We start from the raw sequence: 22,834 nt of genomic DNA, 5'->3' as shown, positions 1-22,834 counted from the left end.
TTGTGCCCTTGTCTGTTGCCTTTCAAAGGAATGATTGCCATGAACTCACCAGAAAAAGTAACTTTACCCACCGATCAAGAATTGGTTCTCAAAGTCATCCCCATGCCGGCAGACTGCAATGCCAATGGCGATATCTTTGGGGGCTGGGTGATGGCCCATGTGGACATGGCGGGTTCGGTCTTGTCTGCCAGACGTGTACAAGGTCGCATGGCCACAGTGGCGGTGAATGAATTCATTTTCAAACAGCCGGTCAAAGTAGGCGACATCTTGTCCTTCTTCTCCCGCATCATCAAAGTCGGCCGAACCTCTATTACGGTTCAAGTGGAGGTCTATGCCGAGCGATTTAAGTTGCAAGGCCAATTCATCAAGGTGACTGAAGCTAGGCTCACCTATGTGGCCATTGATGAGTCTGGAAAACCAATTCCAATTCCTGCTGAATAAAGCTTCAAGAGGTGAGGTAGGCCGCAGTACCTGTTGACAATACCTTGCCATCCAGGCTTCGGAACTCCATGCGCGCATTGCCAACCTTGGCGCCCACCCGCATGGCCTCTGCATGAATGACAAAGCGCTCACCAATGCCGGGACGCAAAAAATCAATCCGCAAATCGATGGTGCTGTGACGGGTAAAGCGTTCTAAACGCTTGGCCACGGGTTCGTCCATGTGCTTGGCACCCATGGCCGCCATGACAGCCAAACTGCCCATGGCATCTAAAACGGCACTGATCACACCCCCATGGATGCGGTTGTAGGCAAAGTGCCCCACCAGTTCAGGCTTCATGACCAAGCTGGCCACAATGCCCGTGGCTTTGATGCTCTCCACACGCAGACCCATCCACTGATTGAAAACAATTTTTTCTTCGTAGATTTCATGCAGTGCTGCAAGGAATTCGGGTTCGAAATCGACGTCAGCAGGCAGGTCAGAGCGGGAGGAAGTCATGCAACATTCTAAGTTTGAAACAATCGCTTAGATTTTAGTGAAGTCTGGCTTGCGCTTTTCCATGAAAGCACCAAAGGCTTCACGGGCTGCAGGCTCCGTCAGCATACGGCGGAAACTCTGGCCTTCTTCGCCCATGCGCTCAATCAGCGCCTTGTTTTGGCCACCCTTCATGAGGCGCTTGGTTTCGACCAAAGAAGAGAGTGGTTTGGCGGCCATTTTTTTGGCTTGAGCTTGCGCATAGCCGTTGACTTCTGTGGGCGGTACCACACGGTTGACCAAGCCAATTTCCAATGCGGCTTCAGCAAAGAAGGCCTCGCCCAACAGCAAGGCTTCGGCAGCGCGGTGATAGCCAAACATTTGAGGCGCCAAAATGCTGGAAGCAAATTCGGGACACAAGCCCAAATTGACAAAGGGCATTGAGAACGCGGCGTTGTCACCGGCATAAACCAAATCGCAATGAAACAGCAAAGTAGTGCCAATGCCAACCGCAGGACCTGCGACTGCTGCAATGACGGGTTTCTCAAACGTACTGAGTGCCCGCATGAAATGAAACACTGGGGACTCTGCGGTGGAGGGTGGTTTGTTCAAAAAATCACCAATGTCGTTGCCTGCACTAAAAATACTTTCATGGCCTTGAATGACCAACACTCGGCATGCGCTGTTGGCTTGCGCCTCATCGATGGCTTTGGCCATGGCGGCATACATGTCGCTGGTGATGGAATTCTTTTTATCTAAACGATTGAGTGTGAGCGTGGTCACACCCGCATCGAAGTGGGTCAGGATGTCGGACATGGTGGTTCTTTCAGTGAAGCTTTATAAGTTGATTGCATCAGAGAGATCAAGGCACACGCACCCAAGTTTGCGTTCTGCCAAAGGGGCCAATGGAGCCACGCACTTCTAACTTGGCACCGTTTTCAATGGGGGTGAGTCTGAGGCCGTAGGTTTTTCCATTTTCAGGATCGAGAATCTCGCCATCTTCCCAGACATTTTTACCTGATGCTTTTTTGGCGCCCCGAATAATTTCCATCCCCAAGATGGGCAAGTTTTTGCGGTCGTCGCTGCACTTCTCACATTTGGCACTGAGATCGGCATCTTTGCGCAAGATTTTTTCAACACGACCACGCACGACGCCTTGATGCTCAGAAATGACCACCATGCTTTTGGGTTCACCCGTTTTGTCGTCGATAGAGTGCCACTGACCAACAGGAGAATTGGCCATGGCTGCTGTTGCGCCAACCACAGCCAAGACCAAAGCGCTGCATTGAAGAAGTTGAGATACCAAAGATTTTTTGTTCATATTGAGTTCCTGTTTCAATTTTGTTGATTGAAGTTTTAAGCCAAGGCCAAATCGGTGTCCATCAGCACATCAGCACCCGAACGCGCAGTGTTCATCAAGCTGAGGGTTTCGGGCAACAAGCGGGCAAAGTAGAAACGCGCCGTTTGCAGTTTGGCTTTGTAAAAAGGATCTGGGCGTTGCGCTTCTTCTTCCGCTGCTGCAATTTTGGCCAAGGCCACTTGCGCCATGCGAGCCCAGAAGTAAGCAAACACCAAATGGCCAGCCACACGCAAATAATCGACAGAGGCTGCACCCACTTCGTCGGCATTGCCCATGGCTTTCATGCCAATTTCGGTGGTGAACTGGGTCATCTTTTGACCCAAATCGGCCAGCGGCTTGGTGAACTCGGCCATGGCTTCGTTGCCCATTTCTTGCGCCACAAGTTTGCCAATCAGTTTGCCAAATTTTTGCAAACTGGCACCTTGATTGCCCAAGACTTTGCGGCCCAGCAAGTCAAGGGACTGAATGCCATTGGTACCTTCGTAAATCATGTTGATGCGCGCATCGCGCACGTACTGCTCCATGCCCCACTCTTTGATGTAACCATGACCGCCAAAGACTTGTTGGCACATGGTGGTGGCCTGGAAACCGTTGTCGGTTAGGAAGGCTTTCACGATGGGTGTCAACAGCGCCAAGATTTCGGCAGAATCGGCGCGCACTTTTTCATCCGGATGGTTCAACTCTTTGTCGAGCAGCAACGCGCAATAGCAAGCCAAAGCACGGCCGCCTTCGGCATAGGCTTTGGCGGTCAACAACATGCGGCGTACATCGGGGTGAACCAAAATAGGATCGGCCGGTTTGGAGGGCGCCTTCACGCCTGACAGGCTGCGCATTTGCAAGCGGTCTTTGGCATAGATCAAAGCGTTTTGATATGCCACTTCGGTCAAGCCCAAAGACTGATTGCCCACACCCAGTCGCGCGCCATTCATCATGACAAACATGGCCGCCAAACCCTTGTTGGGCTGGCCCACCATGTGACCCACCGCGCCATCAAGCACCATCTGGCATGTGGCGTTGCCGTGGATGCCCATTTTGTGTTCTAGGCCGCCGCAGTAAATGCCGTTTCTATCGCCTACAGCGCCATCGGCTTTCACATTGAACTTGGGCACCACAAACAAGCTGATGCCTTTGCTGCCCACAGGCGCATCGGGCAAGCGTGCCAACACCAAGTGAACAATGTTGGATGCCAAGTTGTGCTCGCCAGCACTGATAAAAATCTTTTGACCTGTCAGTCTGTAGCTGCCATCGGCTTGCGGCTCGGCCTTGGTGCGCAACATGCCCAAATCGGTACCGCAGTGGGGTTCTGTCAGGCACATGGTGCCTGTCCATTCGCCGCTGGTGAGTTTGGGCAGGTAGGTGTTTTTCTGTTCTGCAGAACCGTGCGCAGACAAGCAGGCGTGCGCGCCATGAGACAGGCCGGGGTACATGGTCCATGCTTGGTTGGCAGAATTGAGCATCTCAAAGAAGCACTGATTGACCACCAAAGGCAAGCCCTGGCCGCCGTACTCTTCTTCGGCGCTGAGAGCGGACCAGCCTGCTTCAAAGTACTGTTGGTAAGCTTCTTTGAAACCTGTGGGTGCTGTCACTTCGTGGGTATCACGGTTTAGCTGACAACCTTCTTCATCACCCGACAGATTGATTGGGAAAACCACCTCTGCTGCAAACTTGCCGCCCTCTTCCAACACGGCATTGATGGTGTCGGCATCGGTTTCGGCATGCTTGGGCATGGCCTTCAATTCGTTTTCTAAATCGAGTAACTCGTGCAACACAAATTGCATGTCACGCAAAGGAGGGGTATAGCTTGGCATGGTTTGCTTTCAAAAGAATATTGTTTGTTTGAGGGGACTGTTTATTCGGGTTTGTTGCGCGCCACAATTTCTGTAAAACCTTTGCGTGCGCGCTCGGCGGCACCGGGGTTTCTCAAAAATCTGGCTTCGTAATGCAAGGCCAAAATAAGGCCATGAATTTCGAAAGCAACTTGCAGAGGGTCGGCTTTGTCAGTGAGGTGTTTTTCTTTTTGAGCTTGGGCCACTGAACGCTGCAATGCGTTTTGCCAGGTATTAACCGACGACGCCAAGGCGTCGCGCACCGAGCCAGGGCGATCGTCAAATTCGACGGCACCACTGATGTAGATGCAACCAGAATCAATTTCTGTTGAAGTGCGTTGCATCCAGTTGTCAAACAAGGATTGCAAACGCGGTAAACCACGCGGGCAACTTAGAGCGGGATAAAAAACTTCGGTTTCAAATCGATCGTGATATTCGCGAATGACCGATATTTGCAACTCCTCGCGCGATCCAAAATGCGCAAAGACGCCCGATTTGCTCATGCCCGTGACCTCGGCCAAGGCGCCAATTGACAAGCCTTCTAAGCCAATTTGGGAAGCCAAACCTAGGGCCGCATCGATGATGGTGGCTTTGGTTTGTCGGCCTTTGTGCAAGGTGCGGCCGTTGCCGTCATCAGTGCTGCGAGCTGCAGGCGCTGACTTGCCAGAGGAAGCATTTGCAGAGGTGATGTGTCTTACAGTCATATTTTCAAAAATAGAACGCTCGTTCTATTTTGCATGAAAATAGGATTGGAAGCAAAAAGAAAGGGCGAATCAGGGTTAATCCTGACTCGCCCTCAGCAACTTGAATGAAGCATCAGAAGGCCCCTCTAGAAGCCCCTTGAGTGCAAAAATTCAATTAAGCCTTGCGCTTGAATGCCACCACTTTTTGGGTTTGCTCGCCCAAGCCTTCAATGCCCAGGTGCATGACGTCGCCCTTCTTGAGGTACACAGGGGCTGGTTTGCCGTCTTTTTTGATGCCCATGCCCACGCCTGGCGGCGTGCCAGTGGTAATGATGTCACCGGGCTCGAGGGTCATGAACTGGCTAACGTAGCTGACCAACTTGGTGACGCCAAAAATCATGGTTTTGGTGGTGCCGGTTTGCATGCGCTGACCGTTGACGTCCAAGAACATTTTGAGGTTCTGCACGTTGGGCACTTCGTCTTTGGTGACCATCCAAGGGCCGATAGGGCCGAAGGTGTCGCAACCCTTGCCCTTGTCCCATGTGCCGCCGCGCTCGATTTGATATTCGCGCTCGCTCACGTCGTTGATAGTGCAATAGCCTGCCACATAGTCGAGGGCTTCTTTTTGCGACAAATAACTGGCCTGCTTGCCAATGACGATGCCCAGTTCAACCTCCCAATCGGACTTGACGGAACCTTTGGGCAACATCACTTCGTCGTTAGGGCCTTGGATGCAAGAGGTGGCCTTCATGAACACAATGGGTTCTTTGGGCACAGGCAAATTGGATTCGGCAGCATGGTCGGCGTAGTTCAAACCAATGGCAATGAATTTGCGCACGTTGGCCACAGGGCAACCCATGCGAGGCTTGCCTTTGACCAGGGGCAGCTTGTCGGTTTTGAGCTTGGCCAATTTGGCCAAAACTTTGTCAGACAGTTGGTCGGGGCCGATGTCGGACACCACACCGCTTAAGTCGCGCAGTTTGCCTGCAGCGTCAATGAGACCTGGTTTTTCTTTGCCGGGCTGGCCATAACGCACGAGTTTCATGAAAACTTCCTTTGAGTAAAAAATCAGTGAATTGAATTTTCTTTGAGCGTGATTGTGATCGAAAACCGATCAATAGGTTGAACGGCCACCAGACAAATCAAACACGGCGCCGGTTGAGAACGAACAATCTTCGGTTAGGAGCCAAGTAACCATGGCCGCCACTTCATCTGGCGTGCCAAAACGACCCATCGGGATTTTGGACAACATGAACTGAATGTGCTCGGGTGTCATCTGATCGAAGATGGCGGTTTTGACGGCGGCCGGCGTGACACAGTTCACACGCACATTGGTATTGGCCAATTCTTTGCCTAGCGATTTGGTGATGGTCATCACGGCGGCCTTGCTGGCACTGTAAGCGCTGGCGTTGGGGTTGCCATCTTTGCCCGCCACGGAGGCGATGTTGACGATACGGCCCGCAGGACGGTCTTTCAAATGTGGCGTCCATTCGCGGCAGCAATAAAACACACCATTGACATTGACGTCCATGACCTGTTGCCATGCATCGACGGGGTAATTCCAGACCTGCGTGTTGGGGCCGGTAATGCCAGCGCAATTGACCACGCCATCGACAGGACCGTTTTTCAAAGTGGCTTCGGTGGCAGCAACAACCGATGCATGCTGGGCCACATCGACTTTGACCGTGTGAACCTTGCCAGGATGGTTCAAGCTGGCGGCCGCTTTGGCCATGCCGGCTTCATCGCGATCCCACAAGGTGACGCTGCCGCCAGAGGCCAGCACGCGTTCGGCAATGGCGTAGCCCAAGCCAGTAGCACCACCCGTAATGACCGCATGGCGGCCTTTCATGTCGTATTGATTCATGGAAATTTGTCTCTTGTGAGGTTTAAAAATGAATGAGGAGAGCTTGAAGGCAAATTGAAAAATTCAAATCCTTCACACGGACTAGATTTTGCAAATGACCTTCCATCCTTTAAATGGTCATGCCACCATCGACCATGTAGGCATTGCCCGTAGCAAAGGCCGCTTCGTCAGAGGCCAAAAACACCACGATGGGGGCAATCTCGTGAGCCTGGGCCAAGCGGCCCATGGGTTGGCGTGCAATGAAATTCTTGCGCGCCTGAACAGGATCGGCCTCTGAGTTAATGCGATCTTGCAAGGAGGGTGTGTCGACCGTGCCTGGGCAAATGGCATTGCATCGAATGCCCTTGGCCACAAAGTCGGCGGCGACACTCTTGGTTAGGCCAATGACGGCCGCTTTAGAGGCGCCATAAATAAAGCGATTGGGCAAACCGCGCACGCTAGAGCACACACTGGCCATGTTGATGATGCTGCCGCCACCTTGCTCCAACATTTTGGGCAAAACGGCCTGAATCATCCAGAACTGACCCCGCGCATTCAAATTGAATGCGAAGTCCCAGTCTTTGTCGGTAGCTTGCAAAATAGTACCGCCGTGAACCACACCCGCACAGTTAAACAGCACATCAATGCGCGGGATCAAGCCCACTTGTTTTTGAATGTCATCTTTGTTCATGACATCGAGTACGGCCGTGTGGACATTGGCAACACCTGCGTAGCTTTTGAGTAATTCTGGGTTGACGTCGGTGGCCCACACGGTGGCGCCCTCGGCCACCATGGCCATGACGGCGGCGTGACCAATGCCTTGTCCGGCAGCGGTCACCAAAATGTTTTTGTTTTTCAATCTCATGCTTTGATCTCCCTGTGAATACTTTGTTGTTTCTGGATGGCTTGCCAATTCCAATCGATGCCCAGGCCAGGCGCATCAGGTGGATAGGCAAATCCATCTTGTACTTTCATGCGCGAATGCGTGATGTCGTCCAATTGAGGAATGTATTCGACCCAAGGCGCATTGGGAACCGCGGCGCACAAACTGACATGCAGTTCCATTAAAAAATGCGGACAAACAGGCACATCAAAGGTCTCGGCCAAGTGTGCTGTTTTGATCCAAGGCGTGATGCCGCCAATGCGCGCCACATCGGGCTGCACCACACTGCATGCGCCTTGCTCTAAATATTCTCTGAACTGCATGGGGTGGTACATCGACTCACCCACTGCCACTGGAATGGTCGTGTGCTCTCTGAGCTGGCGATGGCCAGACACATCTTCGGCGGGCAGGGGCTCTTCTAACCAAGCCAAGTCAAGACCCTCAAAGGCGTTGGCACGGCGCACCACTTCTGCCCGGTGGAAGCCTTGATTGGCATCGGTCATGATGTCAAAACCAGGACCGACGGCATCTCGAACAGCAGACAAACGCGCCACATCTTCGCTGACATGAGGCCGTCCAATTTTGATTTTGGCGCCCTTGAATCCATCGGCTTTGGCTTGCAGCGTTTGTGCCACCAGTTCTTGGGGCGACAGGTGCAGCCATCCGCCCTCGGTGGTGTACAGCGGCACCTTGCTTTGAGCACCACCAAGCAGTTGCCATAAAGGCAATTGCTGACTTTGGGCTCGCCAATCCCACAAGGCCGTGTCGACACAGGCCAAGGCCAAACTGGTGATGGCGCCAACAGCGGTGGCGTGCGTGTGGAAAAACAAATCTTTCCAAATGGCTTCGATTCGCACAGGATTTTGACCCAGCAAACGAGGCGCCAGATGATCATGCAACAAAGCCAACACCGAACTGCCGCCGGTGCCAATGGTGTACGCATAGCCTGTGGCTTGAATGCCATCGCTGCAAAACAAAGTGAGCAGAATGGTTTCTTGCGTCACAAAAGATTGGATGGCGTCGGTCCTGACCACCTTGGGCGGCAAATTGACCTGGCGCAATTCAATGCGGTCGATGGTGACAGTGGGCATGTTCAAAAAATGATGAGAAGTTCGGGTTTGTGCGTATCAAAACTGGCTTGACCCTCGCTTAGGTTCCATGTGAAGATTGTGCAACTGGTCTGACCAATTGTCCACTTCGCGTATTCCCTGAGCTTTGAAAACTATAGAACCCCAAAGGCTGTACCGCCAAATCGCCAAACAAATTCAAGGATTGATTTCCTCGGGTGAGTTTGCCGTGGGCTCGCGCTTGCCCGCCGAGCGCGACTTGGCATTGCAACTGGGATTCAGCCGCCCTTCTGTTCGAGAAGCGCTCATTGCTTTGGAAGTTGAAGGGGTCATTGAAGTCCGCACAGGCTCGGGCATTTATGTCAAAAGCCTGGGCAAGCAAAAAACCACCAAAAAAAGTGCCCTCAATACGCCAGCCGAATGGGGCCCCTTAGAAGTCATGCGCGCCCGATCATTGATCGAAGCAGAAATGGCCGCACTGGCCGCAGATTATGCGGATGCCCAGGATTTGAAGGCCATGAACACGGCACTCAAGGCCATGCAAAAAGATGCCAAAGCAGGCCGCATTCCCCGCGACAGCGACATTGCATTTCACATGGCCATTGCCAATGCCTGCGCCAACAGCGTCATGCACGACACCCTCGAGCTTTATTTAGAAGCCAGAAATGGCCCTTTGTTCGAACGTTTGGGTGATTACTTTGAGTCCCCCGCTTCTTGGGCCACCGCCATTGCAGAGCATCAAGAAGTTTTGGATGCCATCGAAGCGCGCGACCCACAACGTGCACGCAAAACCATGCAAAAACATTTGAACCAAGCTCACAAACGATTCAGCGCTAGCTGGCGAAGCGCACCCTCTCGTCATTAGTTTTTCGCCAGCACCTTCTCATTTCAACACCTCAACAGGAGACATCATGAAAACAAAACGCAACACTCTGAAAGCCTTGGCCAGTGCCAGCATGCTGGCCATTGGCTTGGTCGCTGCTTTGGGCAGCACCATGGCCCAAGCGCAAACCAAGCTCAAGTGGGCCCACGTTTACGAAACCTCAGAGCCTTATCACACCGAGTCGGTTTGGGCTGGTGAAGAAATTAAAAAACGCACCAACGGCAAGTTCGACATTCAAGTCTTTCCAGCTTCCACACTGGGCAAAGAGACCGACATCAATCAAGGTCTGACATTGGGTACCGTTGACATGATCATCAGCGGTCCCTCCTTTGCAGCACGTGCCTACCCCCGTTTTGGCATTGCTTACTACCCCTTCATCTTCCGCGATGGCGACCACCTCATTGCTTACTCCAAGAGCCCCGTGTTTGCCGAAATGGTCAATGAATTCCGCGCTAAAACCGGCATTCAAGTGACGGCCTACACCTACTACGGTGCGCGCCACACCACGGCCCAAAAAGCCTTCACCAACTGCGCTGGCATGAAGGGCATCAAGATTCGCGTGCCTGACGTTCCTGCCTACCGCGCTACGCCCGAGGCTTGCGGCGCCAACCCCACACCGATTGCTTTTGCCGAAGTTTATTTGGCGCTGCAAAACGGCACTGTCGAAGCCCAAGAAAATCCTTTGACCACCATCGAAGCCAAGAAGTTCTTTGAAGTGCAAAAGGCCATCATGCTGACCGGTCACATCGTGGACGGCTTGACCACGCAAATTGCCCCTCACGTTTGGAACAAACTGTCTGATGCCGAAAAGAAAATCTTCACAGACGTGACCCAAGAGGCAGCTGTTCGCGCCACCGCCAAAATCAAAGCGCGTGAAGCCGAGTTGGTCGACGAGTTCAAGAAAAAAGGTTTGCAAATTGTGCAAGTCGATCGCAAGTCTTTCCAAGACGCTGTCTTGAAAAACAAGCCACTTGAGTCCATGGGCTTTACCAAGGCTGACTTCGACAAGATTCAAGCGGCCAAGTAATCGCATCAGAGATGCTGGTGTGCCACAGGCACACCCCACACAGGTTGGGCATTGCGCTCAACCTGTGTTTTGTTTGACTAGGAATTTCACATGAGCAATTTACCCGACCTCGACGCCATGCCCAAAGTCATGGGCGACGATGGCCAGTTTCACGCCACCGACGAAGAAGTTGATTTGTCTGGCACACCCATCGAAGCTTGGGTAGCCTTAGGCTTTTTTTGGGTTTTGGGTGCCACCGTTTTCTATCAGTTCTTCACACGCTATGTGCTCAACAACTCGGCCTCATGGACGGAAGAAATTGCGCGCTATCTTTTGATTGCTGTTGTCTTCACAGGCGCCACCATTGGCGTGGCCAAAAACAACCACATTCAAGTCGATTTCTTTTACAAATTCATGCCGCAATGGCTGTCCAAATTCATGAACACCTTGGTGGACATCATGCGCGTAGGCTTCTTTGGGGCAGCCACCTTTCTAACTTATCAAATGATGGAGAAACTGGGCAATTACAAAATGACCATCGTCGACTTGCCCATGAACTTGGTCTACGGCGTGGTGCTGGCTGGCTTTGCCGCCATGTGCCTGCGGGCCATTTGGGTCATGAAAATCCATTGGCAACGCGGCTACACCGTATTGCAGCGCCCCGAATCTGAAATGACAGACCGTTAAGCCCACCCTACAAGATCTGAAAGAAATCTGATGTTAAAAATTTTGTTCTTGTTGCTCATGAGTGGTGGCATTCCGGTTGCCATTGCTATGGCAGGCGCCTCGCTCATCTACTTGTTCTGGACCCAAAGCTCGCCCCCGTTTGTGGTCATTCACCGCATGGTGTCGGGCATTGACAGCTTTCCGTTGCTGGCCGTGCCCTTCTTTATTTTGGCCGGCAACCTGATGAACAATGCTGGCATTACCAACCGCATTTACAACTACGCCTTGGCTTTGGTGGGTTGGATGAAAGGCGGTTTGGGCCACGTCAATGTGGTGGGTTCTGTGGTCTTTGCGGGCATGAGTGGCACCGCCATTGCCGATGCTGCAGGCTTAGGTACCATTGAAATCAAGGCCATGAAAGATCATGGTTACAGCACTGAGTTTGCGGTGGGCGTTACAGCAGCATCTGCCACGCTGGGCCCCATCATCCCACCCAGCTTACCCTTTGTGATTTACGGCATGATGGCCAACGTCTCGGTGGGCTCGCTGTTTTTGGCAGGTATCTTGCCTGGCGTCATGATGGCACTGCTCATGATGGTCACAGTGGCCTATTTTGCGCACAAAAACAATTGGGGTTCAGACGTTAAATTTGAATGGCCTCGCGTCATCAAAGCTTTGGCAGAAACAGCCGTTGTCGTTGGCTGGCCCTTGGGTATATGGGGTTTGGTCACAGTCTTTGAAACACCTCCCCAATTGACCGTTTTCATTGCCTTGGGATTTTTGTTCATCGCCGACAAACTGTTCAAGTTTCAAGCGGTACTGCCCATCATGACCCCCGTGTTGCTCATCGGCGGCATGACCACCGGTGTGTTTACCCCCACCGAAGGCGCTATTGCAGCGTGTATCTGGGCCATCATTTTGGGCTTCTTCTGGTACCGCACCCTGAACCCCAAAATGTTTGTGAAGATTTGCTTGGACACTGTGGAGACAACCGCCACAGTCATGTTCATTGTGGCGGCTGCCAGTATCTTTGGTTGGATGCTCACAGCCACCGGCGTCACAGCCGCCATCAGCGATTGGGTCTTGGGTTTCACGCAAGATCCCTGGAAGTTTTTGCTGTTGGCCAATTTGCTCATGTTGTTTGTGGGTTGCTTCTTAGAACCCACAGCGGCCATCACCATCTTGGTTCCCATTCTGGTTCCCATTTGCCAAAAGCTGGGCATTGATTTGGTTCACTTTGGTTTGGTCATGGTGCTCAACCTCATGATTGGTTTACTGCACCCGCCCATGGGCATGGTCTTGTTTGTGTTGGCCCGTGTCGCCAAGCTAAGCGTAGAAAGAACCACGGCCGCCATCCTGCCTTGGCTCTTCCCTTTGCTGGGCAGTTTGGCCGTCATCACTTATTTCCCTGGCCTTGTGCTGTGGTTGCCTAAACAATTTTATTGAGTCCAAATCATGAGTCTTTTTATTCGCCTCCACCCCGCCGATGACGTGGTCATTGCGCGTGCCCAACTGATGAGTGGTACCACCGTTGACGGCGTTGCCGTGCGCGGCTTGGTGCCGCCTGGTCACAAAGTGGCAACGCGTGCCATTCAAGCGGGTGATCCTGTGCGCCGTTACAACCAGATCATTGGCTTTGCCAGCGCCGCCATTCAACCGGGCGAACACGTGCACACGCACAACCTCAATATGGGCCCCGAGAAAGGCAACTTTGCGCGCGACTACGCCATTGGCCAAGATGTCAAACCCGAAGCACCGCGCAAGCAAGCCACCTTCATGGGCATCAAGCGCTCTGATGGCCGTGTGGCCACGCGCAACTACATTGGTGTGTTGTCTAGCGTCAACTGCTCGGCCACGGCTGCACGCGCCATTGCCGATCATTTTTCCAAACGCAACAACCCTGCAGCGCTTGCTAACTTCCCCAATGTCGATGGCGTCGTTGCACTGACCCACGGCACAGGTTGTGGCATGGACACCGAAGGCTTAGGCATGAAGTTGCTAGAGCGCACGCTGGCAGGTTATGCCACCCATGCCAACTTCTGGGGTGTGGTGGTGGTGGGTTTGGGTTGCGAAACCAATCAACTCAACACTTGGCTGGCTCACAGCAGTTTGCGCGAAGGCGACACCCTCAAGGTGTTCAACATTCAAGACACCGGCGGCACGCGCCTGACGGTTGAAAAAGGCATTGCACTCATTGAAGAAATGTTGCCACGCGCCAATCAAGTCAAGCGCGAGCCTTGCAGCGCAGAGCACATTACGGTGGGCCTCCAATGTGGTGGCTCCGATGGTTATTCAGGCATCAGCGCCAACCCTGCTTTGGGCGCCGCTGTTGATTTGTTGGTACAACACGGCGGCACAGCCATCTTGAGTGAAACGCCCGAAATTTATGGCGCCGAACACTTGTTGACACGCCGCGCTGTGAAGCCCGAAGTGGCGCAAAAACTGATTGACCGCATTCACTGGTGGGAGCAATACACCGAGATCAATGGCGGCGAGATGAACAACAACCCGTCTCCGGGCAACAAAGCTGGCGGCCTGACCACCATCTTAGAAAAGTCATTGGGCGCTGTGGCGAAAGGCGGCACCAGCAACTTGCAAGCGGTGTATGAGTACGCCGAGCCAGTCAACACCCATGGCTTTGTGTACATGGACACGCCAGGCTATGACCCTGTGAGTGCCACAGGCCAAGTGGCGGGTGGTGCCAACCTCATTTGCTTCACTACAGGCCGCGGCAGTGCCTATGGTTGCGCGCCCTCGCCCAGTTTGAAATTTTCGACCAACTCGGCCTTGTGGAAAAAACAAGAAGAAGACATGGACCTCAACTGCGGTGAGATTGTGGACAACGGGGTCAGCATTGCCGAGATGGGACAACGCATCTTCGAAATGATCCTCAAGGCCGCATCGGGCGAGCCCACCAAGAGCGAAAAGCACGGCTATGGTCAAAACGAATTTGTGCCTTGGCAAGTCGGCGCAGTCATGTAATTTGAAAGAAATACGATGAGTCAATGCATTCCTGCAGCCCAACTGCAATCACAAATTGCCAGCATCATTCAAATGGCTGGCAGCCAAGCTACTGAAGCCGAACAGGTAGCCGCCAACTTGGTCATGGCCAATTTGAGTGGCCACGACTCGCATGGTGTGGGCATGGTGCCGCGCTATGTCGATGCCGTTTTGGAAGGCGGCCTGAACCCCAACACGGGCGTCAAAGTGGTGCTCGACACAGGGCCACTTTTGAACCTAGATGGTCAACGCGGTTATGGGCAAATCACTGGTGTGCAAGCCATGCAAATGGGCATTGAACGCGCCAAGCAATATGGCGTCTGCACAGTGGCACTTAGCCGATCGCATCACCTAGGCCGCATTGGTCACTTTGCCGAAATGGCCGTAGCGCAAGGTTTGGTGTCTGTGCATTTTGTCAATGTGTTGTCACGCCCTGTGGTAGCACCCTTTGGCGGTGGCGATGGCCGCTTTGGCACCAACCCCTGCTGCATTGGTGTGCCCATGGGCAACCGCAAACCCTTCGTGCTCGACTTTGCCACCAGCCGCGTAGCGCAAGGCAAGATGCGTGTCGCGCACAACAAAGGCGAGACCGTACCCGACGGATATTTGATCGACGAAAAAGGCCACCCCACCAACAACCCTGGTGTGGTGGTGGTGCCGCAATCCAATGGCTTTTTTGGCGCGCTGATGACCTTTGGTGAGCACAAAGGCTTTGGCATGGCCATGGCCTGTGAATTGTTGGGTGGCGCCCTGACGGGCAGTGGCACATGGCACCGTGAGGCTGACGACCAACGTGCTGTGCTGAACGGCATGCTGACGATGATCATCGACCCCGTGCGTTTAGGTACTCAAGACAGTTTTGAAAAAGAAGCCTTGGCCTTTGAAGATTGGCTGCGCCAAAGCCCCGATGCACCGGGCAGCGATGGCGTGCTGATGGCCGGTGAGCCTGAACGCAAAGCGCGTGCTGATCGGGAGCAAAACGGCATTTGGATTGACGATGCCACTTGGGCTGAGATTCAAAACTCTGAAGCCAAACTGAAAAGCCGACATGTCTGAAAAAAAGCTCTCGCGCACCACGCTCTCTCAAGTTTCTGCGTCGGTCAAAACACCAGGCTACACACCCAAGCCCACAGAAACAGGCGTGTTGCATTTGGGCTTAGGCGCGTTTCACCGCGCACACCAAGCCATGGTGTTCGACCAACTTCTGCGTGAAGGCGATTCACGTTGGGGAATCCATGGCGTCGGTATGACCCAACCTGGCTTGGTCAATAAACTGCGTGCGCAGGACGGTTTGTACTCGGTGCGCATTGCAGGTGCTACAGGTGTTGAATGGCAAGTGCCTGGTGCACTGTGGCAAACCAGCGTGGCCACCACAGAAAGACACAGCGTTTTGGATGCCATTGCGGCACCAAGCACGCGTTGGATCACCCTCACCGTCACTGAAAAAGGCTACACGCCTGCGCTGGCGCAACTCTTGATTGACGGCTTGCGTTTGCGCCACGCGGCTGGCCTGGCAGGCCTCACCGTGGCTTCATGCGACAACCTACAAGGCAACGGTCACAAACTACAAGCCTTGATTCATGCCACAGCCACAGCGCAAGATGCATCGCTGATGCAGTGGATGGACGCTCATTGCGCCTTCCCATGCAGCATGGTCGATCGCATCGTGCCAGCAGCCACTGCCGAAGTGGTCGATGCAGCCAAAGCTGCGCTAGGTTTGGAAGACGATTGCGCCCTGAGCACCGAAACATTTTGGGAATGGGTCATTGAAGACAAATTTGTCGACCCGGCCGACGCCGCATTGCTGGCCAAATGCGGCGTGCGCGTCACCCCCGATGTGCACAGTTACGAAGAAGCCAAGTTGCGCATGCTCAATGGCAGCCACTCTGCCATGGCCTTGATGGGCGCCATCACGGGCCGTCCGTACATTGCCACCTGCATTGGGGCAGATCACATCCGTGAGTTTGTCTACCGACTCATGAGCCGCGAAGTGTCGCCGCATTTAAGCCGTGCCGATTGGGCCAATTACCGCGATGCACTCATTCAACGATTTGGCAATCCATACTTGAAACACAGCGTGCATCAAATTGCCACTGACAGTTCCCAAAAAATACCACAGCGCTGGCCGCCTTCTATCTTGGGTCAGATAGCCAAGGGGCAATCGTTTGAGCACCATGCTTTGGCTGCAGCCATCTTTCTGCGCTATACCTTGGCAGTCGATGAACAAGGCCATGCCTACACCTTGAACGACCCGCAAGCAGAGAGCTTGTTGGCCCTTGGCAAAAACCAAGTGTCAGATGTAGAAGGTAGTTTAAAAACTTTGTTGTCCCGAGAAGATTTATGGGGCACGGAGTTGCCGCACAACACAGTGTGGGCCGAACGCGTGGCGTATTGGCACGATCAAGTGATTCACCAAGGCGTGGATGCAACCTTGAAATTTGCCATCACCTTAGACGCTTAAGCACATTTTTAAATCTCGAAACCATGAAAATCACCGCTGCCCGCATCATCGTTTGCTGCCCTGGCCGCAATTTCGTCACGCTCAAAATTGAGACCGATGAAGGCCTGACTGGCATTGGCGATGCCACCCTCAATGGCCGCGAATTGTCGGTGGTCAGTTACTTGGAAGAACACGTCATTCCTTGTTTGATTGGCCGAGATCCACAACAAATTGAAGACATCTGGCAGTACCTCTACAAAGGTGCGTACTGGCGCAGAGGCCCTGTGACGATGACGGCCATCGCCGCAGTAGACACCGCGTTGTGGGACATCAAAGCCAAAATTGCAGGCCAACCACTTTACCAATTGCTAGGCGGCCGAAGTCGTACCGGCATCATGTCATATGCCCACGCCACCGGTCGCGACACGGCAGAAACCGTGGACGAAGTGTTGCGTCACAAAGAGATGGGCTACTTGGCCATTCGCGCGCAAAGCGGCATTCCGGGCCTGAACAAAGTTTATGGCGTGAGTGGCAATGGCCGCATGTACGAACCTGCCGACGGCCCCTTGCCAGGCGAGCACGACTGGAGCACCGAAAAGTATTTGCGTCACACACCTGGCTTGTTTCAAGCGGTGCGCGAAGCTGTTGGTCCCGATACGCATTTATTGCACGATGCACACCACCGCCTCACGCCCATTGAGGCGGGTCGCTTGGGCAAAGAACTGGAGCCCTTCCACTTGTTCTGGTTAGAAGACCCCACGCCCGCCGAGAACCAAGAAGCCTTCAAGCTCATTCGTCATCACACCACCACCCCCTTGGCTGTGGGCGAGATTTTCAACACGGTGTGGGACTGCAAAGATTTGATCGAACAACAACTGATTGATTACATCCGCACCACTGTGACGCACGCGGGCGGCATAACGCATCTGCGCGTCATTGCCAATTTGGCCAGCTTGTACCAAGTGCGCACTGGTTGCCACGGCGCTACCGACATGTCGCCGGTTTGTATGGGGGCTGCATTGCATTTTGATACGTGGGTGCCCAACTTTGGCATTCAAGAACACATGGCGCACAGCGAAGAAATGCTGTCGGTTTTTCCACACGATTGGCGCTTTGAAAAAGGCATGCTGTATTGCGGGGAGTCACCTGGCCACGGCGTGGACATTGATGAAAAACTGGCCTCCAAGTATCCATACCAGCGCGCCTATTTGCCAGTGAACCGCTTACAGCACGACGGCACTTTATGGAGTTGGTAATTCAAACAATGCCCGGCACAAAAAAGGCACCTTGCGGTGCCTTTTTTCTTGATCGCTTGGGTTTACAAGATGCGTGCCAACGAAGCCTGCAAATTCTCAGACGGCAAACGCTTAAAGCCAGAGCGTGCAAAACGCTGCATGCGGCCCATCATGAAGGCCACCAACAAAGAAGCGGTCACTTGGGCATCCACAGTAGGCGTGTCGCTTTGAGGGCCGCCCTCGCGCAATGACTGTTTGAATGCGCTCTCGAGTTTGTCAAACAACAAATTCATACGCTCTTGCAAACGCTCGTTTTCAAACACCAGAGCATCACCTGTCATCACTCGCGCCATGCCCGGGTTCTTCTCTGCAAATTGCAAAATAAGCGCCACAGTGCGAGCAACTTGGGCAGGGCCTGCGGGTTCGCGATCGGCAATTTGACGCACAAACGCAAACACCGACTGCTCGACAAAATCGATCAGGCCTTCAAACATTTGCGCCTTGCTGGCAAAGTGGCGGTACAGAGCGGCTTCACTCACACCCAACTTGGATGACAAAGCAGCCGTGGTGATGCGCTCGGCGCCAGGCTGCTCCAGCATGCCGGCCAAAGTTTGCAAAATTTGTAAGCGACGCTCGCCGGGCTTGGGGCGCTTGCGTGTGGGGGCAGCGCCAGCCTCTTCGTTGTCGGGCAAGTTGTCTTCGTGGCTTGTCTCTGTGGTCATGGTGCTGTTCCTGCTCAGTGGCTGCGAATCATGGTGCCGAAGGCTTGATCGGTCAAAATTTCTAACAACATGGCGTGCGGTACGCGGCCATCGATGATGTGCACCGCATTCACGCCACTCTTTGCGGCATCTAAAGCGCCACTGATTTTGGGCAACATGCCGCCGCTAATGGTGCCATCGGCAAACAACTCATCAATGCGTCGTGCGCTGAGGTCGGTCAATAAATTGCCCGCTTTGTCCAACACACCTGGGGTATTGGTCAGCAAGACTAATTTTTCGGCTCTCAGGACACTGGCCAACTTGCCGGCCACCACATCGGCATTGATGTTGTAGCTCTCGTTGTTCTCGCCAAAACCAATGGGGCTGATAACCGGAATGAAGGCGTCGTCTTGCAAAGCTTTGACCACGCTGGGGTCAATCGATTCAATGTCGCCCACTTGGCCCACATCGTGTTCTTTGCTGGGGTCGGCGCTGTCCACCATCTTTAGTTTTTTGGCGCGAATCATGCCGCCATCACGACCTGTCAAACCAACGGCCTTGCCGCCCGCTTGATTGATCAAGCCCACAATGTCTTGCTGTACTTCACCGGCCAAGACCCATTCCACCACTTCCATGGTTTCGGCATCGGTCACGCGCATGCCTTGAATGAACTCGCCTTTTTTGCCCAAGCGGTTCAAAGCCGTTTCAATTTGCGGGCCGCCACCGTGCACCACCACAGGGTTCATGCCAACCAACTTCAAGAGCACCACGTCTTCGGCAAAGTCAGCCTGCAATGCGGGATCGGTCATGGCATTGCCGCCGTATTTGATGACCAAGGTCTTGCCGTGGAACTTGCGAATGTAGGGCAAGGCCTGCGCCAAAATTTCTGCTTTGTCGCGCGGTGAAATGTGGGCCAAAGAATCGTTGTCAGTCATGATGGTTCTTTAAAGTAAAAACATGCAAGTCAGTACTTGCTCATGTGATAGAGGGCTGTCAGAGCCGTATTGTGAACACTTTTGAGGCTTTTGGGCCCCTTCAAGCGAACAAGTTCACAAAATTTTTGACAGCATGGCATCGACGCCTTTTTGCCAGTCTGGCAATTGACACTGAAGGTCGTTTTGCAGCTTGCTGCAATTGAGGCGGGAGTTCAGGGGGCGTTGCGCTGGCGTCGGAAACTCCGAAGTCGGCACAGCGGCCACTTCTTTCACTTTGTACGCCATTTCGGGCTTCAGTCGCTTGGCAGTTTGCAAGACATATTCTGCATACGCATGCCACGTGGTTTCACCCGCCGCGGCCAAGTGATAGATGCCAGACAGCGCTTGCGGCTGTTGCAAACACATAGCCGTGATGTCGGCCAGCAAAGCGGCGCCCGTGGGTGCGCCGAATTGGTCGTTGATGACGGCCATCTTGTCGCGCTCTTGAGCCAAGCGCAACATGGTCTTGGCAAAGTTGCCACCTTCAGTGCCATACACCCAACTGGTTCTAAAAATGACGTGCTTGGCGCCTTGCTTGGCAATGCCCTGCTCGCCCGCCAATTTGCTGTGGCCGTACACATTAAGGGGACCTGTGGCATCGGTTTCAAGCCATGGCTTTTGGCCGCTGCCATCAAACACATAGTCTGTTGAATAGTGAACCAACAACGCATCCAGGGCAGCACAAGCGCGAGACAAAACCTCGGGCGCCAAGGCATTGACCAAATGCGCAGTACTTGAATCGGACTCGGCTTTGTCGACTGCGGTGTAGGCTGCGGCATTGACCACCACTTGCGGTCTGAAAACTCGAACGGTTTCGGCCAAGCCCTCCAAATTGCTCAGGTCGCCGCAATGCGTGGTGCTGCTTCTGTCCAGCGCCAGCACTTCACCCAAGGGCGCCAAGCTGCGCTGCAGCTCCCAACCCACTTGGCCATTCTTGCCGAGCAATAAAATTTTCATCGGTGGCTTAGGCCTTGTATTGCTTGGTTACCCAGTCACGGTAGGCACCACTTTGCACGTGCGCCACCCATTCTGTGTTATCCAAATACCAAGCCACTGTTTTGCGAATACCCGTTTCAAACGTTTCTGCAGGCTTCCAACCCAGTTCTTTTTCTAGCTTGCGCGCATCGATGGCATAGCGCCGATCGTGGCCAGGACGATCTTTCACGTATGTGATTTGAGTGGCATAACTTTGACCGTCTGAGCGGGGGCGCAATTCGTCCAACAAGGCGCAAACTGTATTGACAATCTCGATGTTGGGCTTCTCGTTCCAGCCGCCCACGTTGTAGGTTTCGCCCAAACGGCCGCCCTCTAGCACTCGGCGAATGGCACTGCAGTGGTCTTTGACATACAGCCAATCACGCACCTGCATGCCGTCACCATACACGGGCAGCGGCTTGCCAGCCAAGGCATTCACAATCATGAGCGGAATGAGCTTCTCGGGAAAGTGCAGTGGGCCGTAGTTGTTGCTGCAATTGGTGGTCAACACAGGCAGGCCATAGGTATGGTGCCATGCGCGCACCAAGTGATCGCTGGCCGCCTTACTGGCGCTGTAGGGGCTGTTGGGCTCGTACTGGTGTTGTTCTGTGAAAGCGGGGTCTTGGGGCGTCAGGCTGCCGTACACCTCATCGGTGGACACATGCAAAAAGCGAAAGCTTCTCTGGCCATCGGCACCCATACTTTGCCAGTAGCCGCGGACCGATTCCAACAAACGGAAGGTGCCCACAATGTTGGTCTCAATGAAGTCGCCGGGGCCATGAATGGAACGGTCAACATGGCTTTCTGCCGCAAAGTTCAACACGGCACGGGGCTGGTGCTCTGCCAACAATTTGGGCAGCAACTCAGAATCGCCAATGTCGCCCTGAACAAATACATGCTGAGGATTGTTGTTCAGTGAAGCCAATGACTCCAAGTTGCCGGCATAGGTCAACTTGTCGAGGTTCACAATTTTTTCAGCCGTGTGGGCCACCCAGTCCAACACAAAGTTGGCACCGATGAAGCCTGCACCGCCAGTAATCAGCACAGTCATGTTGATTCTTTCTAAAACGACATTTTATAAGCTTGGCAGGGTGATCGACTGCGGTTAAAGTTGATCACTCTAGGATCCACCCCAAGAAGTACGGAGTTTCCATGGCCACATCTGCCTCTAAAAAGACCGCCAAAGGCGCAAGCGATTCAAACAAGCAAGGCGCTTTCAACAGCACCGCCTCCAAAGACATTTGGCTAGCCGGCCTCGGCGCCATGGCCCAAGCGCAAGCGCAGGCCCGCGAACAAGGCAGCAAAGCCTTTGAGTCATTGGTTGAAAAAGGACTGGCCTTTCAACGCCAATCTCAAGTCACTGCCCAAGAAAAAATCAATGAAGCCGCCGCCCATTTCAATCAATTGACGCAAGGACTGGGCGCTGGTTTGGTAGCCCCTGTGGGTGCCAAGGTCGACCGATTGGAACACCTCTTTGAAGACCGGGTGGCGCGAGCACTCAAAAGTTTGGGCTTGCCAACAGCCCAAGAAGTGGCTGATTTACAAGACAGAGTGGCCGCCCTCGAAGCCGCGCTGCACAAATCTGCGCCCGCTAAAGCTGCACGCAAAGCCCCCCTCAAATCTAAGAAGTCTGCAACTTAAGACGCCTGCATGGCCAAAAAAGCCCCCCGCCGCACCGCCGAGCGAATTGCCACGGTCTCTTTAGACCTGTTCAACCGCTATGGTGAGCCCAATGTGTCGACCACCCTGATTTCGTCAGAGCTCAACATCAGCCCTGGCAATTTGTACTACCACTTTCCGGCCAAAGACCAATTGGTCAGCCACTTGTTTGACAACTACAAAGAAGACATTCTGAAGTTGTTAGACGCCAGTCAAGACGTCAAAGACGTGGAAGACGCCTGGTTCTTTTTGCACTCCTTGTTTGAACTCATTTGGGATCACCGGTTTTTGTACCGCGACCTGAACGATTTGCTGTCCAAGAACAGGCATTTGGAAACCAATTTCAAACACATCTTGGAAGTCAAAACTGCATCCCTGAATCAATTGCTGCAGGCCTTGGCAAGGCAAGGCCATATTCGCAACGAGCCCGATACTTTCAGCACCTTGTCGGCCAGCATGTCGGTGGTGGTCACTTATTGGCTCAGTTACGAATATGTTCGCAACCCCCGCCATGCCATGGAGCCCGAGAGCGCAAGCGATGCATTGGCTAGAGGGGCAAGGCACGTGTTGCTACTGTTGGCACCGTATTTGGAAAACGCCTCAGAGCGGGCGCATTTGATGCAGTTGACGCAGGCTTATGAAGCTGCCAACACTTAAAAGTTCAAACGATTAAAAATTCAAACGCTGAGTGACTACAAAGCGGCAAGGCGCTGAGCGCCT

General features: G+C 53.5%; 24 protein-coding genes. 11 read left to right on the top strand and 13 right to left on the bottom strand.

Features of this window, described 5'->3' with window-relative positions; translation table 11 throughout:
• Positions 1-30: 30 nt before the first annotated feature.
• Entirely contained in the window at positions 31-441 is a 411-nt protein-coding gene (locus tag AMM03_RS08285; protein WP_090130294.1) for an acyl-CoA thioesterase, read from the top strand.
• 4 nt (positions 442-445) lie between these two features.
• Here AMM03_RS08285 and AMM03_RS08280 read toward each other — a convergent pair whose 3' ends face one another.
• The 9 genes from AMM03_RS08280 to AMM03_RS08240 all read right to left on the bottom strand — a co-directional run bounded on the left by AMM03_RS08280 (position 446) and on the right by AMM03_RS08240 (position 8,599).
• Positions 446-937, bottom strand: coding sequence for a thioesterase family protein (locus tag AMM03_RS08280; RefSeq protein ID WP_090130292.1), 492 nt, complete (start codon positions 935-937; stop codon positions 446-448).
• A 27-nt stretch (positions 938-964) separates the two neighbouring features.
• Positions 965-1,729: an enoyl-CoA hydratase gene (locus tag AMM03_RS08275; RefSeq protein WP_090130291.1), complete on the bottom strand. Its 765-nt coding sequence runs from the start codon at positions 1,727-1,729 to the stop codon at positions 965-967.
• Positions 1,730-1,775: 46 nt separating this feature from the next.
• Complete coding sequence (locus tag AMM03_RS08270) at positions 1,776-2,234, bottom strand: DUF2147 domain-containing protein (protein WP_194942824.1); 459 nt, start codon at positions 2,232-2,234, stop codon at positions 1,776-1,778.
• Between the two features lie 35 nt (positions 2,235-2,269).
• On the bottom strand, positions 2,270-4,081 hold the full coding sequence (locus AMM03_RS08265; RefSeq protein WP_090130289.1) for an acyl-CoA dehydrogenase C-terminal domain-containing protein: 1,812 nt from the start codon (positions 4,079-4,081) through the stop codon (positions 2,270-2,272).
• Positions 4,082-4,122: 41 nt separating this feature from the next.
• The gene (locus AMM03_RS08260) at positions 4,123-4,803 is read right to left on the bottom strand and encodes a TetR/AcrR family transcriptional regulator (protein ID WP_090130287.1); all 681 of its coding nucleotides are present in this window, start codon (positions 4,801-4,803) and stop codon (positions 4,123-4,125) included.
• A 154-nt stretch (positions 4,804-4,957) separates the two neighbouring features.
• Positions 4,958-5,827: a fumarylacetoacetate hydrolase family protein gene (locus tag AMM03_RS08255; protein ID WP_090130285.1), complete on the bottom strand. Its 870-nt coding sequence runs from the start codon at positions 5,825-5,827 to the stop codon at positions 4,958-4,960.
• A 69-nt stretch (positions 5,828-5,896) separates the two neighbouring features.
• Positions 5,897-6,646, bottom strand: coding sequence for an SDR family NAD(P)-dependent oxidoreductase (locus AMM03_RS08250; RefSeq protein WP_090130283.1), 750 nt, complete (start codon positions 6,644-6,646; stop codon positions 5,897-5,899).
• 109 nt (positions 6,647-6,755) lie between these two features.
• On the bottom strand, positions 6,756-7,490 hold the full coding sequence (locus AMM03_RS08245; protein ID WP_090130281.1) for an SDR family oxidoreductase: 735 nt from the start codon (positions 7,488-7,490) through the stop codon (positions 6,756-6,758).
• Positions 7,487-8,599, bottom strand: coding sequence for a mandelate racemase/muconate lactonizing enzyme family protein (locus AMM03_RS08240; protein ID WP_090130279.1), 1,113 nt, complete (start codon positions 8,597-8,599; stop codon positions 7,487-7,489). Before AMM03_RS08240 ends, AMM03_RS08245 begins: the two co-directional genes overlap by 4 nt.
• Positions 8,600-8,723: 124 nt before the next feature.
• Between AMM03_RS08240 and AMM03_RS08235 the strand changes: the two genes are divergently transcribed.
• From AMM03_RS08235 to manD, 8 genes are all read left to right on the top strand, one after another.
• The gene (locus AMM03_RS08235) at positions 8,724-9,440 is read left to right on the top strand and encodes a FadR/GntR family transcriptional regulator (RefSeq protein WP_228764612.1); all 717 of its coding nucleotides are present in this window, start codon (positions 8,724-8,726) and stop codon (positions 9,438-9,440) included.
• A 46-nt stretch (positions 9,441-9,486) separates the two neighbouring features.
• On the top strand, positions 9,487-10,485 hold the full coding sequence (locus tag AMM03_RS08230) for a sialic acid TRAP transporter substrate-binding protein SiaP (RefSeq protein ID WP_090130275.1): 999 nt from the start codon (positions 9,487-9,489) through the stop codon (positions 10,483-10,485).
• Between the two features lie 90 nt (positions 10,486-10,575).
• On the top strand, positions 10,576-11,151 hold the full coding sequence (locus AMM03_RS08225) for a TRAP transporter small permease (RefSeq protein WP_090130273.1): 576 nt from the start codon (positions 10,576-10,578) through the stop codon (positions 11,149-11,151).
• A gap of 30 nt (positions 11,152-11,181) precedes the next feature.
• Complete coding sequence (locus tag AMM03_RS08220) at positions 11,182-12,576, top strand: TRAP transporter large permease (RefSeq protein WP_090130271.1); 1,395 nt, start codon at positions 11,182-11,184, stop codon at positions 12,574-12,576.
• Between the two features lie 9 nt (positions 12,577-12,585).
• Positions 12,586-14,112 carry a UxaA family hydrolase gene (locus AMM03_RS08215; protein WP_090130269.1) on the top strand — a complete coding sequence of 509 codons (1,527 nt, stop codon included), beginning with the start codon at positions 12,586-12,588 and terminating at the stop codon, positions 14,110-14,112.
• Positions 14,113-14,127: 15 nt separating this feature from the next.
• Entirely contained in the window at positions 14,128-15,186 is a 1,059-nt protein-coding gene (locus tag AMM03_RS08210; RefSeq protein WP_090130267.1) for a malate/lactate/ureidoglycolate dehydrogenase, read from the top strand.
• On the top strand, positions 15,179-16,591 hold the full coding sequence (locus AMM03_RS08205) for a mannitol dehydrogenase family protein (protein WP_090130265.1): 1,413 nt from the start codon (positions 15,179-15,181) through the stop codon (positions 16,589-16,591). The genes AMM03_RS08210 and AMM03_RS08205 overlap by 8 nt, the downstream gene beginning before the upstream one ends.
• 23 nt (positions 16,592-16,614) lie before the next feature.
• Positions 16,615-17,826: a D-mannonate dehydratase ManD gene (gene manD / locus AMM03_RS08200; protein WP_090130264.1), complete on the top strand. Its 1,212-nt coding sequence runs from the start codon at positions 16,615-16,617 to the stop codon at positions 17,824-17,826.
• 62 nt (positions 17,827-17,888) lie between these two features.
• On the opposite strand, the gene slmA is transcribed toward manD, so the two are convergent.
• The 4 genes from slmA to rfbB all read right to left on the bottom strand — a co-directional run bounded on the left by slmA (position 17,889) and on the right by rfbB (position 21,506).
• On the bottom strand, positions 17,889-18,527 hold the full coding sequence (gene slmA / locus AMM03_RS08195) for a nucleoid occlusion factor SlmA (protein ID WP_090130262.1): 639 nt from the start codon (positions 18,525-18,527) through the stop codon (positions 17,889-17,891).
• A gap of 14 nt (positions 18,528-18,541) precedes the next feature.
• Positions 18,542-19,441, bottom strand: a complete 900-nt coding sequence (gene argB, locus AMM03_RS08190; protein WP_090130260.1) for an acetylglutamate kinase — start codon at positions 19,439-19,441, stop codon at positions 18,542-18,544.
• Between the two features lie 114 nt (positions 19,442-19,555).
• The gene (gene rfbD / locus AMM03_RS08185) at positions 19,556-20,437 is read right to left on the bottom strand and encodes a dTDP-4-dehydrorhamnose reductase (RefSeq protein WP_090130258.1); all 882 of its coding nucleotides are present in this window, start codon (positions 20,435-20,437) and stop codon (positions 19,556-19,558) included.
• A gap of 7 nt (positions 20,438-20,444) precedes the next feature.
• Positions 20,445-21,506: a dTDP-glucose 4,6-dehydratase gene (rfbB, locus tag AMM03_RS08180; protein WP_090130256.1), complete on the bottom strand. Its 1,062-nt coding sequence runs from the start codon at positions 21,504-21,506 to the stop codon at positions 20,445-20,447.
• 101 nt (positions 21,507-21,607) lie between these two features.
• Between rfbB and AMM03_RS08175 the strand changes: the two genes are divergently transcribed.
• Together AMM03_RS08175 and AMM03_RS08170 are read left to right on the top strand one after the other, a co-directional pair.
• On the top strand, positions 21,608-22,096 hold the full coding sequence (locus tag AMM03_RS08175; protein ID WP_090130255.1) for a phasin family protein: 489 nt from the start codon (positions 21,608-21,610) through the stop codon (positions 22,094-22,096).
• Positions 22,097-22,105: 9 nt separating this feature from the next.
• Positions 22,106-22,771: a TetR/AcrR family transcriptional regulator gene (locus tag AMM03_RS08170; protein ID WP_090130253.1), complete on the top strand. Its 666-nt coding sequence runs from the start codon at positions 22,106-22,108 to the stop codon at positions 22,769-22,771.
• Positions 22,772-22,834: the final 63 nt, after the last annotated feature.

The organism is Limnohabitans sp. Rim11 (genome assembly GCF_001269365.1).
Lineage (GTDB): Bacteria > Pseudomonadota > Gammaproteobacteria > Burkholderiales > Burkholderiaceae_C > Limnohabitans_A.
This window is presented reverse-complemented; position numbering and strand designations above follow the sequence as displayed.